The sequence below is a fragment of the uncultured Fibrobacter sp. genome, assembly GCF_947166265.1.
In the GTDB taxonomy this organism is placed as follows: domain Bacteria; phylum Fibrobacterota; class Fibrobacteria; order Fibrobacterales; family Fibrobacteraceae; genus Fibrobacter.
The window spans coordinates 67105-82910 of record NZ_CAMVDO010000011.1; the positions used below are offsets into that span (position 1 = coordinate 67105).

The 15806-nt window shown below is 50.7% G+C and carries 8 protein-coding genes; 3 read left to right on the forward strand and 5 right to left on the reverse strand.

The genetic code is table 11. The features are described from left to right. Positions 1-11 precede the first annotated feature (11 nt). Positions 12-812, reverse strand: coding sequence for an HAD hydrolase-like protein (locus Q0W37_RS07540; RefSeq protein ID WP_297700287.1), 801 nt, complete (start codon positions 810-812; stop codon positions 12-14). Between the two features lie 334 nt (positions 813-1146). On the opposite strand from Q0W37_RS07540, the gene Q0W37_RS07545 reads away from it, so the two are divergent. Both Q0W37_RS07545 and tgt read left to right on the forward strand, forming a co-directional pair. Beyond that, positions 1147-1860 carry a 16S rRNA (uracil(1498)-N(3))-methyltransferase gene (locus Q0W37_RS07545; protein WP_297700289.1) on the forward strand — a complete coding sequence of 238 codons (714 nt, stop codon included), beginning with the start codon at positions 1147-1149 and terminating at the stop codon, positions 1858-1860. A 47-nt stretch (positions 1861-1907) separates the two neighbouring features. After that, positions 1908-3044: a tRNA guanosine(34) transglycosylase Tgt gene (gene tgt / locus Q0W37_RS07550; protein WP_073317409.1), complete on the forward strand. Its 1137-nt coding sequence runs from the start codon at positions 1908-1910 to the stop codon at positions 3042-3044. Positions 3045-3110: 66 nt separating this feature from the next. Here the strand turns inward: tgt and Q0W37_RS07555 are convergent, their stop codons facing one another. Next, entirely contained in the window at positions 3111-3845 is a 735-nt protein-coding gene (locus tag Q0W37_RS07555; protein WP_297700291.1) for an SDR family oxidoreductase, read from the reverse strand. Between the two features lie 172 nt (positions 3846-4017). Here Q0W37_RS07555 and Q0W37_RS07560 point away from each other — a divergent pair, with 172 nt between their 5' ends. Beyond that, a complete protein-coding gene (locus Q0W37_RS07560; protein ID WP_297700293.1) occupies positions 4018-5697 on the forward strand; it encodes a glutamine--tRNA ligase/YqeY domain fusion protein in 1680 nt (559 codons plus the stop codon). A 123-nt stretch (positions 5698-5820) separates the two neighbouring features. Here Q0W37_RS07560 and Q0W37_RS07565 read toward each other — a convergent pair whose 3' ends face one another. The 3 genes from Q0W37_RS07565 to Q0W37_RS07575 are packed head-to-tail and all read right to left on the reverse strand — an operon-like array spanning position 5821 to position 15797. Next, entirely contained in the window at positions 5821-8424 is a 2604-nt protein-coding gene (locus Q0W37_RS07565) for an FISUMP domain-containing protein (protein ID WP_297700296.1), read from the reverse strand. 38 nt (positions 8425-8462) lie between these two features. After that, the gene (locus Q0W37_RS07570) at positions 8463-11672 is read right to left on the reverse strand and encodes an FISUMP domain-containing protein (protein ID WP_297700298.1); all 3210 of its coding nucleotides are present in this window, start codon (positions 11670-11672) and stop codon (positions 8463-8465) included. Between the two features lie 12 nt (positions 11673-11684). Beyond that, a complete protein-coding gene (locus Q0W37_RS07575) occupies positions 11685-15797 on the reverse strand; it encodes an FISUMP domain-containing protein (protein ID WP_297700299.1) in 4113 nt (1370 codons plus the stop codon). Positions 15798-15806 lie beyond the last annotated feature (9 nt).

Here is a 15806-nt window from a genome sequence, read left to right on the forward strand (position 1 = left end):
TCCGTTTTAAATCAGATTTCACCCTTGAAAAAGGATTCAAAGTCGATATCACTTACCATATCGACAATAAACTCCGGTTTGTCAAATAATTTTTCAAGATCATGCTGTTTTGTTTCGCCACAGAGCGGAAGCACGAACCGGCAGCCACTGCGCTTGGCAAGTTCAAAGTCGGTATAGAGGCGGTCACCCACGAACAGGATTTCTTCGGGCTTGTACTTTTTCAAAAGCCCCGAAAGCATCGCCGGGTTGGGCTTACCGAAACTGCGTTCGGGTTCTACACCGTAGGCCGTCTTGAGGAGCGCCATAAAACTTCCGATATCGGGCACGGGGCCATTTGCATCGGGGCAGACAAAGTCGGTGTGCGTGACCCAGAAAGGAATCTTACGCTGCACGCGGAACGAAAGTTCGCAAAGCTCGCGGTAGTTAAAACTGTTATGGTAGGCAATCAGCACCAGTTCGGTGTCGGCGACATCAGGATGCAGGTTGAGCGTCGGGTCCTGCGCAGCAAACCACTCCGTGACTTCGGGATTCGCGAAAAAGAAAACGTTCTTGATTCCTTCTTCGTGAATGGCGTCGAGCGAATGGTACAAGGCCGAGATAATCGCATCGTCGGACAGCGGAAGCCCCATGACCTTGAGACGGTTCTCGTAGAACACGGGCGACTTGCTGGTGTTGTTGCTCAGGTAGTAGACGGGCACCTGACGCGCCACTCGGCAGACAGTCTTGACGGCCTTGGGGTACGGACGACCACTCAGGTATAACGTACCGTCGAGATCAAACACAACAGCTTTTACGGGAGTGCGTTTCGTCATATGAATGAATATAGTAATTAGCAGACGGTAGGAAATGACTCGAGCGTGTCATCCTGAGCGAAACGAAGTGAAGTCGAAGGATCTCTAGTTGAATAAGGTCCCTGAGCCTGCCGAAGGGGGAAGTTTCCCCCTCGCGAAAGCCTTGCCAAATCCAGCGCAGGCCTCCTTACGATATTTGCACTCACTCGCTAACCGGTTACACCGGGGCTCATTCGTCACAAATCTCGCAGTCGGCCTTAACTTCGGCGCAAGTCTTTCGCTACCCTCACTACGGGGGTTCCCCCCGTAACGCCCCCGAAGCATCACGAAGCAATAACTTTTTTATTTTTGTGCTATGAAGACACCTGATAGTCGCTTTTATTGCCCGCTGATTTCGGTCGGCACCATTACCTTGGACGAAAACGAGAGTAGCCACGCCGTGCGCGTGTGCAGGGCGTGTGCGGGCGACACGCTGCAGTTGTCCGATGGACTTGGGCATTTCGCCGATGCCGTCATCGAAGTTGCCGACGCAAAAGCGTGTGTGGTTCGGGTAGACGAGGTCATCGAAGCAAAGGATCCGCGGCCCAAGGTGTCGCTCGGGATCGCCTGCCTCAAGGACGACGCCTTGGAAGAAGTCGTCTTTCACGCCGCGCAGACAGAAATTGACAGCATCGTTTTTCTGCGTACGGATTTTTCGCAGGAACCGAAGAATTCCGACTTGAAAAAGACGGTTCGCCGCGCCGAACTCAAGAGTCTCGTGAGCCTCAAGCAGTCGAAAAAGCCCTGGATGACGCACATCGAAGGCCCCATCGAATTTTCGGAATGGCTCAAAAGCTACAAGGGCGACCTTGTCCTCTGCGACATCGACGGGACAAGTGCTCCCGCCCTCGAAACCCTAGCCTCCCCCACGACGCTCCTTGTGGGCCCCGAGGGCGGATTTTCCCCGAAAGAAATCGAGGCCATCAAGAATTTCAGCAACGGGGCGGTCCACGCCATGAAACTCGGAAACACACGGCTCCGGGCGCGCACCGCCGCAATCATCGCCATCGGAAAAATCGTCTGCGGATAATAAATCTATCTTTTACCTTAACGCATACTTCCTACCGACACTAAAGAATGAACCGCTTTGAACTCTTAAAGACATCGAAAAAATCCAAGGCCCGACTGGGCGTCGTCCACACCGATCACGGCGACGTGACAACCCCCATCTTTATGCCGGTAGGTACAGAAGCGACCGTCAAGGCAGTCACTCCCGCCCAGCTGAAGGACATCAAGGCAGAAATCATTCTCGCCAATACCTACCACCTGTATCTGCGCCCCACCACGCCCCGCATCGCAAAAGCGGGCGGCATCCACAAGTTCATGGGCTGGGACGGTCCCGTTCTTACGGACAGCGGTGGATTCCAGGTATGGAGCCTCAAGGATCTTCGCAAAATCACCCCCGAAGGCGTTGAATTTAGGAGCATCCTCGACGGATCGAAGCACTTTTTCAGCCCCGCAAGCGTAATGAACGCCCAGCGCGAAATCGGCGCCGACATCATCATGGCGCTCGACGAATGTACCCCGTTCCCAAGCACCGCTAAGGAAGCCGAACACAGCCTCAAGTTCACGCTCAAGTGGACCGCCGAAGCCATGCAGTGGCTTAAGGAACACCCGCCCATTCACGGCTACGACCAGCAATTTTTCGGAATCATTCAGGGCGGCATGCACAAAGATCTGCGCAAGCAAGCGATTGAACGCATCGCCGAACTCGGCCCCGATGGCTACGCCATGGGGGGCCTTTCCGTGGGCGAACCCACCGAAACCATGTACGAAATTGCCGACTTCTGCACAGACATCTTGCCGCAGGACCACGCCCGCTACGTGATGGGCGTAGGAACACCGTGGAACCTGCTCGAACTTATCGAGCGCGGAGTCGACATGTGCGACTGCGTAATGCCCACCCGCAACGCCCGCAACGGAATGCTCTTTACAAGCGAAGGCGTTCTACGCTACAAGGCCGCCCGCCATGCCGAAGAATTCGACAAGCCGGTCGACCCCAATTGCGACTGTTACTGTTGCAGAAACTTTAGCCGCGCCTATCTGCGTCACCTGCACCATGCAGGAGAATCGCTCGGGTTTACGCTCGCAAGCATCCACAACCTACACTTCTACCTGCACCTGATGCGCGAAGCCAAGCAGCACATCGCCGACGATACCTTCGAGGAATGGAAGAAGGAAAAGTGCGAAATATTGCAACGAGATTTGCAATAGTCGTTCGCATCTAGGAAAGGAGATTCCCGACCAAGTCGGGAATGACATCTATTAGGACTGCCGATTTTATTCTACCGACTTACCTTTTTCAACGGCATCGGCAAGGGTCATACCGGTAAATTCCTGAGCGCTGAACCAGCGGCCGCTCTTCTTGTCGTCCAGAAGCACAGACACCATGGAACCCGGAATCACACTTTCGGGAGCGTTCGGGGCATTCGGGCCACCGAGATCCGTACGCAACCACCCCGGATCCATCACGTTCATCATCACGTCCGTTCCATTTAATTTACACGCAAAATCTTTAACAAACTTCGTTAAAGCAGCCTTAGCGCAGGCATATCCCATCAGTTCCGGTTCATTGGCGATACCGCTTGTGGTAAGCTGCATACGGCCAAAGCCACGCTGGATCATCCCCGGCAAGAAGTGGTAGGCAATTTTTACCGGAGCAAAGAAGTTCACCGCCATGGCATGGTGGAAATCATCCATCGTATTGGTCAGGTAGTCGCTAAAGTAATGGCTCATGAGTCCCGCATTATTGAACACCAGGTCAACCTGGACACCCCAGCTATCGATTTCGGCGAGGGCGGCATCAATTTCAGCTTCGCTTTCCAGGTTACAGCCCACGGCGCGAACTTCAACACCGTATTTCTTGAGTTCGGCAATCACTGGTTCCGCGTGAGCCTTATCGCGCCCCTGCAAAATGATGTTTGCACCGAGTTTTGCCATTTCGATAGCGGTAAGACGGCCTACGCCGCGGCAGCCGCCGGTAATCAAGGTCCATTTGCCCTTAACGTCAATCATGAATCCATCCTTTGGTTTAGAGGCGGTCCAATCCGCCAAACAATCTAATGTAAAAATAAACAAGATTCACTCGGGCAATCTGTATTTTTTCAAGATTTTTGTACACAATCGTAAAAGTACCGAGCATATCTTTTTTCTAAATTTATGCCGTAAATTTTCAAAGGAAACCACCATGGATATTCCCGAATCCTCGAATTTTGTACAGGACATTATCGTAAACGACCTCGCCACGGGCAAGCGCAAGAACGTGCACACCCGTTTTCCCCCTGAACCGAACGGCTACATCCACATCGGACACGCCAAGTCCATCTGCCTGAACTTCGGTACGGCAAACAAGTACAAGGACTTCGGTGGCGTCACGAACCTCCGCTTCGACGACACGAACCCCACTAAAGAAGACGTGGAATACGTGGACTCCATCCGCGAAGACGTGAAGTGGCTCGGCTTTGAATGGAAGGGCGGCGAATACTTCGCAAGCGACTACTACGACCAGATTTACGCTTTTGCCGAAAAGCTCATCGAAATGGGCAAGGCTTACGTGGAAGACCTGACCCGCGACGAGATGCAGGAATACCGCGGCAACGACGCCGGCAAGCCGAGCCGTCCGAGCCCCTACCGCGACCGCAGCGTCGAAGAGAACATGAAGCTCTTCCGCGAAATGCGCGACGGCAAGTATGCCGACGGCGAAAAGTGCCTCCGTGCCAAGGTGGACCTTTCTAGCCCGAACATGAACATGCGCGATCCGGTCATCTACCGCATTAAGCACTGCACCCACCACCGTACCGGCGACAAGTGGTGCATCTACCCGATGTATGACTTTGCGCACCCGCTTAGCGACTGGATCGAAGGCATTACCCACTCCATCTGTACGCTGGAATTCGAAGCGCACCGCCCGCTATACGACTGGTTCCTGATTGAACTGGGCCTGGACAATCGCCCGCAGCAGATTGAATTTGCCCGCCTGAACCTCACCTACACCATGATGAGCAAGCGTAAGCTTTTGGAACTGGTGCAGACGAAGGCCGTGATGGGCTGGAACGACCCGCGTATGCCGACGGTTTGCGGTTACCGCCGCCGCGGATTTACCCCGAGTTCCATCCGCGAGTTCTGCGACCGTATCGGCGTTTCCAAGGCCGACTCCATGGTCGATGTGAACCTCCTCTACTTCTGCATCCGCGAAGAACTGAACCAGACCGCCAATCGCGTGATGGCCGTGATTGATCCGGTCAAGCTCGTGATTGACAACTGGGAAGCGGGCAAGGTTGAAATGATCGAAGTGGAAAATAACCCGAACGACCCGAACGCAGGCACGCGCCAGGTACCGTTCAGCGGCGAACTCTACATCGAAGCCGACGACTTTATGGAAGAACCGCCGAAGAAGTACTTCCGCCTGAAACCCGAAGGCGAAGTCCGCCTGAAGGGCGCCTACTTCGTGACTTGCAAGAGTGTCGAAAAGGACGCCGACGGCAAGGTGAAGGTCATTCACTGCGTCTATGACCCGCAGAGCAAGGGTGGTGAAACTCCCGATGGCCGCAAGGTCAAGGGCACCATCCACTGGGTTTCCGCCGCTCACGCCGTGGACGCCGAAGTACGCCTGATCGACAACCTCTTCACGCTCGAAGACCCCTCGGCAGTTCCCGAAGGCGAAGACTGGCACGACTACCTGAACCCGGAATCCATGGTCATCAAGCAGGCCAAGGTGGAACCGAGCCTCGCCAACGCAAAGCTCGAAGACCGCTTCCAGTTCATGCGCCAGGGCTACTTCTGCCTCGATAGCGAAGATTCCAAGCCGGGTCACCTGGTGTTCAACCGCACCGTGGGCCTGAAGGATTCCTTCAACCCGTCCAAGTAATTCGAGCCTCAAAAACTCAGAAGCAACTTTATATAAAATGACGGCTTCCCTTCGGGAAGCCGTTTTCATTTCCAGCGAAAATTTCGCCAACTTATTCGAAGAATCTGAGGGAATAGCCCCTAACTACTCCGTATCCTTTATGCAGCGGACTGAAATTTCGTAGTCGCCCTTGTTCGTGTCGCCGACGTAATAAGCTCCGTAATTACTGTAGACCATGCCTAGATTATAGGCATTATAGTAACCTTCCTCAGAAGAACTCCAGAAGAACGCGCCTTTGCCATCGTCGACGTAACTGTCGCCAGCTTTCTTGCCTGCAGGGAGAGCCAAGAAACCATAGACATCCCTGCCAAGGTATTGAGTGTTATTAGAATATAGATTCCATCCAAACCTGGACTTCAACAGTATGCCAGCATTCGAAGAACCTCCGACAGCAGCGAACAAAGTATTCCACTCATCGTTGTTTGGCAAATGCCAACCTTCGGGGCAAATACCTCGCACAGGGTAGGTCGGAGTGCATATCGATTCGCGACCACAATTTTTGCCATTCGTAGAGAACACCCCAGCACTATCCATGGCAGCAGACCAATGGTATAGGCGACCATACTTTTCGCATTTTTGGTCAAAGCCCTCATAACAACTCGAACGTCCGCCTAAAAGCCCCGGGTACATTACGCTATCCGAGAAATTCAGGTTTTCGGCCATCCAGGTCTGCGAACCAATCTTTACAATTTTATAAACCTTGTTGTCACGTTCATCAGTAATCGTTTCGTACTTTGCCGTATCGGGGTATTCATAGCTACCCAGTTCCCACACATACGATGTAGAAGACTTTTTCTTGCAATCATATACACCGTAAGCAAATGCACTATATACGGAATCTCGTTGTACATCTGCCGTATAAGAAACACAACCAAGGCCAATGTTTCGCTCCAACTGCAAAGCCACCCTGAAGGTATCCTTTTCGCACACATACTGCGCCGTATCCACAACAAGTCCTTTCAAAAGTTCACCATTCCTATTACAAGGCAATCCGTATGTATTTCTCTGGAAAATCGTTGCCACACTCCATTTTGTTCCATTGCAGAAGTAATAGGCCGTATCACGCACCACGCCACGCACCACCGTTCCAGAATCACTCTTGGTGCAAGTTTGCCCATAGTGGTCGTACTGTTCTACCGTAGCCGTCGCCCAAACCTTGCTCTGGCAGATAAAGTAACTGCCATTCTGCGTTGCAATATCCGATTCCCTCAGTTCCGTACAAAGCCCCAATTCGTCGTACCATTCGCCAACGGAATCGCCGTTGCACACAAGCTTATAGCCCAACTTATTCGAAAGCAGTTCGCGCGTACAAGAGGAACCCTCGGTACCGTTCACCACCTTACCCACAGAATCCCCATCACAGATAATCTTATAGCCGGACTTGTCCGTCAAGGCCTTCATCGTACAAACAGTTCCATTTGTTCCGTTCAAGATAACGCCCACGGAATCTCCATCACAAAGAATCTTATTGCCGTTGCCATTTTTCAAAGGTAACATCCAGCAGGCCGTGCCATCGTCACCATCTCGACCGTCTGTACCATTCGTTCCGTTCCAAATAAAACCAACGGAATCGCCGTCGCAAATAATCTTGCTTCCGGTACTATCTACGGTTTGCATCCAGCAGGCCGTCCCATCTTCGCCATTTTTTCCATCCTTGCCGTCTTCGCCATCCAAGATAACTCCAATGGAATCGCCATCACAAAGAATCTTGTTGCCATTTCCCTCTTTCAAGGGTTCCATCCAGCAGGTCGTACCATTTTCACCGTTCTTTCCATTCTTGCCATCTGTTCCATTTAAAATGACTCCTACCGAATCATGATTGCAAAGAATCTTGTAGCCACTTCCGTCACCAAGTTCTTCGGTCACGCAAGCGGTTCCATTCTTACCATCGGTACCTTTTGTGCCATCTTTTCCGTTCTTGATAAAGCCCACGGAATCACCGTTGCAATACACCGTAACACCTACAATAAAGTTTTCGTTTTCATCATAGACTTCGCTCAGAGAACACACCTTTCCCGGGGCCCCATCATCTCCATCATCGGCATTTTCACCATTGGAACCGTTAGCTCCATCCAGAATCGTCCCCATTTGCACCCAGGAACCCGAGCTATTTTTACAAAAGACATTAAGATTCTCGTCATAGTCCCTTTCCATATAGCAATAGCTACCATCATCTCCCTTGCTTCCGCGTTCACCGGGGAGACCATTTTCGCCGTCGCTTCCGGCATAACCATCCGGTCCCTTATCGCCCGGATCCCCCTTTACCCCCTTTGCACCATCGGCACCATCTTTTCCTGCATCACCCTGTTCGCCTTGCAAGCCTTGCTCACCCTGCAAGCCGTTCAGCACAACGCCCACGGAATCACTCCCGCAAACAATCTTTACGCCACTCGAGTCCGCAAGAGTCTCCGTATGGCACTTGACCGTTTCGTAGACAGTTTCTAGGCTAGAGCCCCCTACGGAACGCCATACGCCACCGACGCAAATTCGCTTAACACGTTCATCACTCACATAAAATTGGACACCTTCGTTTTCGGCAGAACAGGCGGGCAAGTTATCGAAGGACTCGGCCACCTGGAGTTGTTCTTTTTCAATGACTTTAACCGCCTCGTCAGAGGCGGATTCGGAACATGCCGCAAGCAAAGCCAGAGGCATCAACATCGCAAGGGATTTTAGGCATTTCAACATAAGCGACTTCCTTGACAAACTTTTAACATCCATAAAAATCATTTATTCTTGACGCAACGGAGATACCTAAGGATATTCTTATCTCCGTATGAAAAATTCACATACTTCGTATGACTGTACAAATCCAAGAAATAGGCATAGCCACTTCCATATTCTGTAGAAGACCAGAAGGGGCAAACCTCAAGCAAGCTAGAAAAGCCTCCTTTCAAGCCATTCTGATAGCCACCCGGAAGCGCCGTAAAGCCAACGACATCCTTGCCCAAGAGATCATCCCCCGAAACAACACCATTGTAATCGTAGAAATTCCAATCATACGTCGACTTTAACATCTTTCCGGCGAGGTTCTTTCCCACTTCAAGTAGTTTCTTTTCCCACCTAGATTCTGTCGCCAACTTGCCAATATTTATGAACAGACGATCCCATTCACTATTGTTCGGCACATGCCAGCCCTTGGGGCACAACCCCTTCATCTGGTTTTCTACGACACAGGTTTTTCCATATCCGCATCCATCCGTATAATTGGCACTGTCCATCGCCGCCGCCCACGAATAAAGCCTACCGTATTTATTACAATTTTCCAAATCATTGCCATAGCAAGACAAACGACTGGTATCACTCCCTAAAGTTCTGTTACTTGCCGTATCCGCATAGTTCAAGTTTTCGGCCATCCAGGTCTGTGCATCAGCACCTTCGCCAATGACAACGGTCTTATAAACCTTTTTATCACGAGAATCCGTCATCGTGCCGTACTTCCATCCCGTTTCTTCGGCAAAGTCCGTAATTCTCCATGTCGGAGAAGATTTTACCATAGTACACAGATTATTCGCATACCAAACATTTCCATAATGTTCTTCACGCGTAGCCTCCTGATTATAAGAGGTGCAACCCAGTCCTAATTCAAGTTCACGCACGGTGGCCTCCCTAAAACTCCCTCCATCGCACACGTACTTAATGGAATCCACAACCTCACCCGGAACAATCGCGCCGTCTCCGGTGCAAGTTTTTCCATAAACATTACGTTCATTTATGGTAGCCGTCTTCCACTTACCACTACTGCAAATATAGTAGGCCGTATCGGTCACGTTTCCACGAATCACCTCGCCTTCGTTATCCGAGGTGCAAATTCGCTCATACAAATCGTAGTCCGTCATTGCAGCTTTATACCATTTACGCGACTCATTGCCGTAGCAGATATAGTAAGTCGTCGTAATGTGATCGACCACCTTGTTGTTATTTTCGTTACAACCGCCAAGCACAGCCTCTATATACGAGGGCTCACGCCATTGTTCATCTTCGGCATCGTACAAGTACTTTTTCCCGTTAACGTCGCTCTTTTTCAGTGCTCCGTCAGTAGTATCGGCAGGGAAACCGTAGGTGGCATATTCCAGTTCGGTCGCCACGCGCCATTCTGTTCCCGTGCAGTAGTAATAGGCGTCCTTGTTCACCTTGCCCGCAACGACTGTAGCCTTGGCATCGGTATCGCAAACTTTTCCGTTAGTATCGTATTCAATGTCGGTCGCTTCACGCCAGGCCGTACCGTTACAGTAGTAATAAATCTTCTTATTTACCTTACCCGTCTTTACGGTTCCTTCCTTGCTGCAAGCCACCCCATAGGTGTCGTATTCCACAGGCGTCGAAGAAACCCAGCCGCCAGCAGTGCAGGTATAGAAATGAGCGCCGTAAAGTTCAACCACACCAACATTTCCACTTGCACAGGCCGAAAGCGCAATCCAGTCACCTTCGCTGCAAGCATAATCCACGGAGTTGACCGTTTCAAGAATTCCTTCGCGCCATTCGGTGCAAGTTCCAAGCGTATTGAGTAGCACATCCACCGAATCGCCACCGCACATCACCTTTAGGCCAAGGCCATTTTCAAGGGGTTCCATGGTGCAGTTAGTGCCACTGTAGCCATTCAAAATCACGCCGATAGAATCGCCGTTGCATTCCACCTTGTAGCCAGAATTGTCAGCAAGCGGAGTCGTCTCGCAGTTATAACCGTTATAGCCGTTCTTCACCACTCCCACAGAATCGTGACCGCACAAAACCTTGAAACCCGACTTATCTTTCAGTTCAGCAACAGTGCAGCTATCGCCATCGCGGCCATCTGTACCGTTCTCGGCATTTTTACCATTCGTCACAACACCCACAGAATCGCCATCACAAAGAATCTTGTAACCCGATTCGTCTTTCAACTGAGCCACCGTACAGCTAACGCCGTCTTTAGCATCCAAGCCGTCTGTACCTTTTTCGCCATTCCGGATAACACCTACAGAATCCCCTGCACAAAGAATCTTGTAACCGTCCGACTCTAGCTTTTCTACCGTGCAGCTCGTTCCATTTTTGGCATCCGTTCCGTTTTCTCCGTTCGTACCGTTCTTGATAACGCCCACAGAATCCCCGTCACAGAGCAACTTGTAGCCCGACTTATCTTTCAGTTGCTTTACCGTGCAACTCGTTCCGTTTTCACCATTTGTACCATTGGTGCCATCGATACCATTCAGAATCACAGCCGACGTATCGCCACCGCAAAGCACGCGAAGCCCCGTTCCATCTTCAAGGGTTTCCATAACGCAGCTTCTTCCCGGCTCACCGGGTTCACCCGGATTTCCGTCTTTGCCGTTCTTTCCATTCTTTCCGTTGAGCACCACCCCCACGGAATCGCCGCCGCAAATAAGCTTGAGGCCGCTATTGTCCGTAAGCGCTTCTACGGTGCAGCCCGCTCCCGGATCGCCTTTGGCGCCAGTGTCTCCGTTCTCACCATTTTTACCGGAATCACCCGTTTCACCACGGTCGCCCCTATCACCCTTATCGCCCTTTTCACCGGCTTTGCCATCGGCACCCGGTTGTCCCGACTCCCCTTTCTTACCTTGAGCCCCTTGGTCACCACGGGCACCATTCAACACAACGCCTACGGAATCGCCTCCGCAAACGATTTTCACGCCAGAACCATCGGCAACACCTTCGGTGGTACAAGAGGTAGACACCTTGACATTATGCGTATTCACGGTTGCCGAGGCAAGCCATTTCTTGTTCACGCATACATAGGAAGCCTCTTCCTTTTCTACATAGATTTCTTCGCCGACATTGTTGTTGTCGCAAGTAGGCAAGGCGCTCAAAGACTTCACCGACTTAATCGACAACTTTTCTAATGTAGCTTCGTTAGAGCTGGAACTTTCGAGGCATCCCGTAAACAAGGTTGCCGCAGAAGCGAGCATCGCAAAAATTTTCACGCACTTTTTCATAAGCATAACCTCGTTAAATTAGTCCTGAACGCAGCGGACGGAGAAGCCTTCATTTTTATCATCACCCTGAATATAGGCAGAGTTGAATGCCAATCGCCATAGATAGGCCCCCCGATTAGTAGATTCAGTTGAGCTCCAAATGTACGCTACAGACTCCCCATTTCCAAAGCCACCGGAAGATGCGTAGCCACCAGGAACCGCAGAAAAGCCGTACTTATCTTTAGCATAATACCATTCGCTATAGTTCATGGACTGCATACTACTCTCTTGTTTACCCATAGCAGCATAAAGCGTTTCCCATTCACCCCTGCTAGGCAGATGCCAACCCTCTGGACAAATTCCCTGAACTCTCTCCGGGAGCGTACAAGTTTTGCCATCTCCACAAATAATTCCTTCACCATTATCATAGAGTTTGACTGAATCTATGGCAGCCGCCCAAGAGTACAAACGTCCGCGTGTTTTGCAATAGCCTAGCAAATCATTGTAGCACCAGGAGCGATTCTTTAGGCTCGGAGTCTTTACGCTGTCCGCATAATTCAGGTTTTCCGCCATCCAGACTTGCGTTCCAATCGTCACGCTTCTATAGGGCTGACCATCGCGTTCGTCAATAAAGACATCATACTTTATCAGCGGATTCATATAGGACCACGGAATTTTTGCATATTCCGGTTTGGGGTCACCTTTCTTGAGTCCGCACATCAGACGAGAGTCTTTTGGAGCATTCCAAACAGGCACCATGGCACAATACGTACCTTCGGCGGCATTGGTAATTACGCCAACAGAATCATATACGATTACGCCACCCGATTCCTTCGGGCACATCACCTTGAGCTTAGAACCATCTGCCGTGGGTTCCGTGACACAAGAGGATCCATTCTTTCCGTCAGAGCCATTTGTCATCTGATACATGGTCTCCATCGAGGAATCGTCCTTTAGGCAACGAAGGCTTATGCCACCAAGTTTGGAACGGTCCTGCAAGCCAACGTCACTACCCGAGAAATACCTGTAATACGCGGAACCACTTTTGCTGCTATAAGGAGTAGAGGTCCAAATATCGGCATATTCCGTTGCATCACTGCTAAAATTGCTACCATCCCAGTTTCCTGCAGCAAATGCAGAAAAACCATAAATATTGGAGCCATCGTTGAAAAGAGCCGATTTCAACTTGGTCCCCGCATCATCGCCCACAAAATCAATCAAGGTGTTCCATTCATCGTTTGTCGGAACATGCCAACCGCTGGGACATGCCCCCTGTATTGGATACTCCGAAAGGCATTTCGTTCCGTATCCACACCCAGTATTTACACTGTCCATCGCCGCCGCCCAAGAATAATGACGACCATACGTTTTACAACTTTCAGGTTTATTATCCGGGTAACAAGCCGTATTCCCCTTGAGAGAGGGCATCGCCACGCTATCCGCATAGTTCAGGTTTTCGGCCATCCATACCTGCGAGCCGATTTTAGTCGCCTTGTAAACCTGGTTGTCACGGACATCGACAAACATCGCGTATTCATAATCAGGATTCAGGAACTGCCACGAGGGTTTCTCGGTCACAGGCCCCACATAATCTCCGCCACAGGTAATCGCGTAGCCATAGCCATTCTTGTTGACAGAGCAATTCTTACCGTCAGTGCCGTTCTTGCCATCCTTTCCGTCAGAGCCATTTGTCATCTGATACATGGTTTCCATCGAGGAATCGTCCTTTAGGCAACGGACAGGCCTTGCGATATCTTTTTCATAATCCTCATCATATCCATCCCATATTTCAACAACATTTCTATAATCAACTAAGTACAAGAAATAGGGGCCCGGTTCGCTCGACGGCGAAGCGGTATTCATATTAACGTCAGTTCCAAAATAGTTGAATCCTCCATTCATCGAAGCAGTCCCCGTCGGTGCCACTGAGAAGCCATAATCATCGGAGGCCTCGGGCCACCCCGCGTTCTTCGACTTCAGCCTATTTCCCTGCCCATCCACAAACTCGATAAGCGTTTCGTACTCGGCCTTGGCCGGCAGGTGCCAACCGTTGGGGCAAACGCCCTGCACCGGGTAAGTCGGTGAACATTTTTTTCCAAAACCGCACCCCGTATTCAAGGAGTCCATTGCAGCAGACCAGGTGTAATAGCGACCATATTTCGCGCAGGAATCCACTTTATCTGCATAGCAGCGTGAACGTTTTTTCATGCTTTGGAAGTTTACGCTATCGGCATAGTTCAGGTTTTCGGCCATCCACACCTGCGAGCCGATCTTTGTCGCCTTGTAGACCTGGTTGTCGCGGCCATCGACAAACATCGCATATTCATAATCAGGATTCAGGAACTGCCACGAAGGTTTCTCGGTCACCGTCCCCACATAATCTCCGCCACAGGCAAACGTGTAGCCATCGTCATTCTTTTCGATAGAGCAATTTTTGCCATCAATACCGTTCGTACCATTCTTGCCGTTCTTGCCGTTTGTCAGCTGCACCACCGTTGTCATCTGGGAATCGTCCTTTAGGCAACGGACTGAACGTGCAATATTTTTTTCACCATCTCCATCCCATAATTCAGCAACATTTCTATAATCAACAAAGTACAGGTAATAGGCACCAGTTTTACTGGACTGTGTTGCAGACCACACATTAGCGTCAACACCCCAATAATCAGGATGAGGCTCTCCAGTCACATCAAAGCCCGAAGTCGGGGTCACAGAAAACCCATAATCATCGGAGGCTTCGGGCCACCCCGCATTCATCGACTTCAGCATATTTCCACGCCCATCGACAGCCTCCACAAGCGTTTCGTACTCGGCCTTGGTCGGCAGGTGCCAACCGTTGGGGCAAACGCCCTGTACCGGGTATGTCGGCGAGCAGTTTTTACCATAACCGCAACCCGTATTCAAGGAGTCCATTGCTGCAGCCCAGCTGTAATAGCGACCATATTTCGCACAGGAATCCGCATTATCTACATAGCAGCGCGAACGTTTTTTCATGCTTGGATAATTTACGCTATCCGCATAGTTCAGGTTTTCGGCCATCCATACCTGCGAGCCGATTTTCACCATCTTATAAATCTGATTGTCGCGGCTATCGACAAACGTTCCATATTCTACATCGGGGTTCAGGAACTGCCAAGAGGGCTTTTCGTATCCCGCGGTAGCAAAATTGCCACCACAGATGATCGTATAGCCGCTACCGTCTTCGTTTTCTACCGCATAGCAGCTCGTTCCATCGATGCCATTTTTGCCGTTTACGCCGTTAATGGCGCTGAAAAGCGTTCCGATAGAGTCCACACCGCAAATCACCCTGAGTCCCATCACTTCCATGGTTTCCAGGTGACAACTCGTGCCATCATCGCCATTGCTGCCATTTTCTCCGGTTCTTCCATTGTAAACCGTATTGACGAAATTACCGTCGCAATATTGCTCTATGCCTCCATCAATTTCTCTTACATAGCAATCGCTTCCTGGTTCACCATTTTCACCATTGGATCCATCTTCACCATCAACACCATCGCTGCCGTTATAAATATCTCTTACCGTGGATCCACAGGTAATCGTCAGGCCTCTTGGCACCGGCACTCCGGTACTATCGTCCTCAAGAAGGGTTTCTACGGAGCAGTCTTCGCCCGGAGCGCCCTTTTTACCGTTCATTCCGTTCTCGCCATCTTTACCGGCGACACCCTTTTCGCCAGGTTCGCCTTTATCACCCTGATCGCCCTTTGCGCCATCCGCTCCGTCGGCACCGTTTTCGCCCACTTCACCCTTTTCGCCTTTAACGCCCGTTTTACCTTTTTCACCGTTGTAAATCTTTGCCACCAGGGAATCGCCACAAAGGATTTGTACACCGGAATTGTCCTTGAGCGGTTTTGTCGTACACACCATAGATGCATACGTTTCCCATTCCTTGACCTTCGATGTCATTACCCACGCCTTGTCGATACAGGCGTAAATGGCGTTTTCGCTAGTAACATAATATTCCTGCCCCTGTAAATCACTCGTACAAGATGGCAACGACTTTTTGTCCTTGACCACTTCAACATTCGCGGCCACCGTCATTTCAATCGTTTCGCCGGACCCCGAAGAATCCGAACAAGCGTTCCACAGAAGCGCCACTGCAAAAATCAAGAGGAGTCTTAAACAGAATTTCATAGTCACACC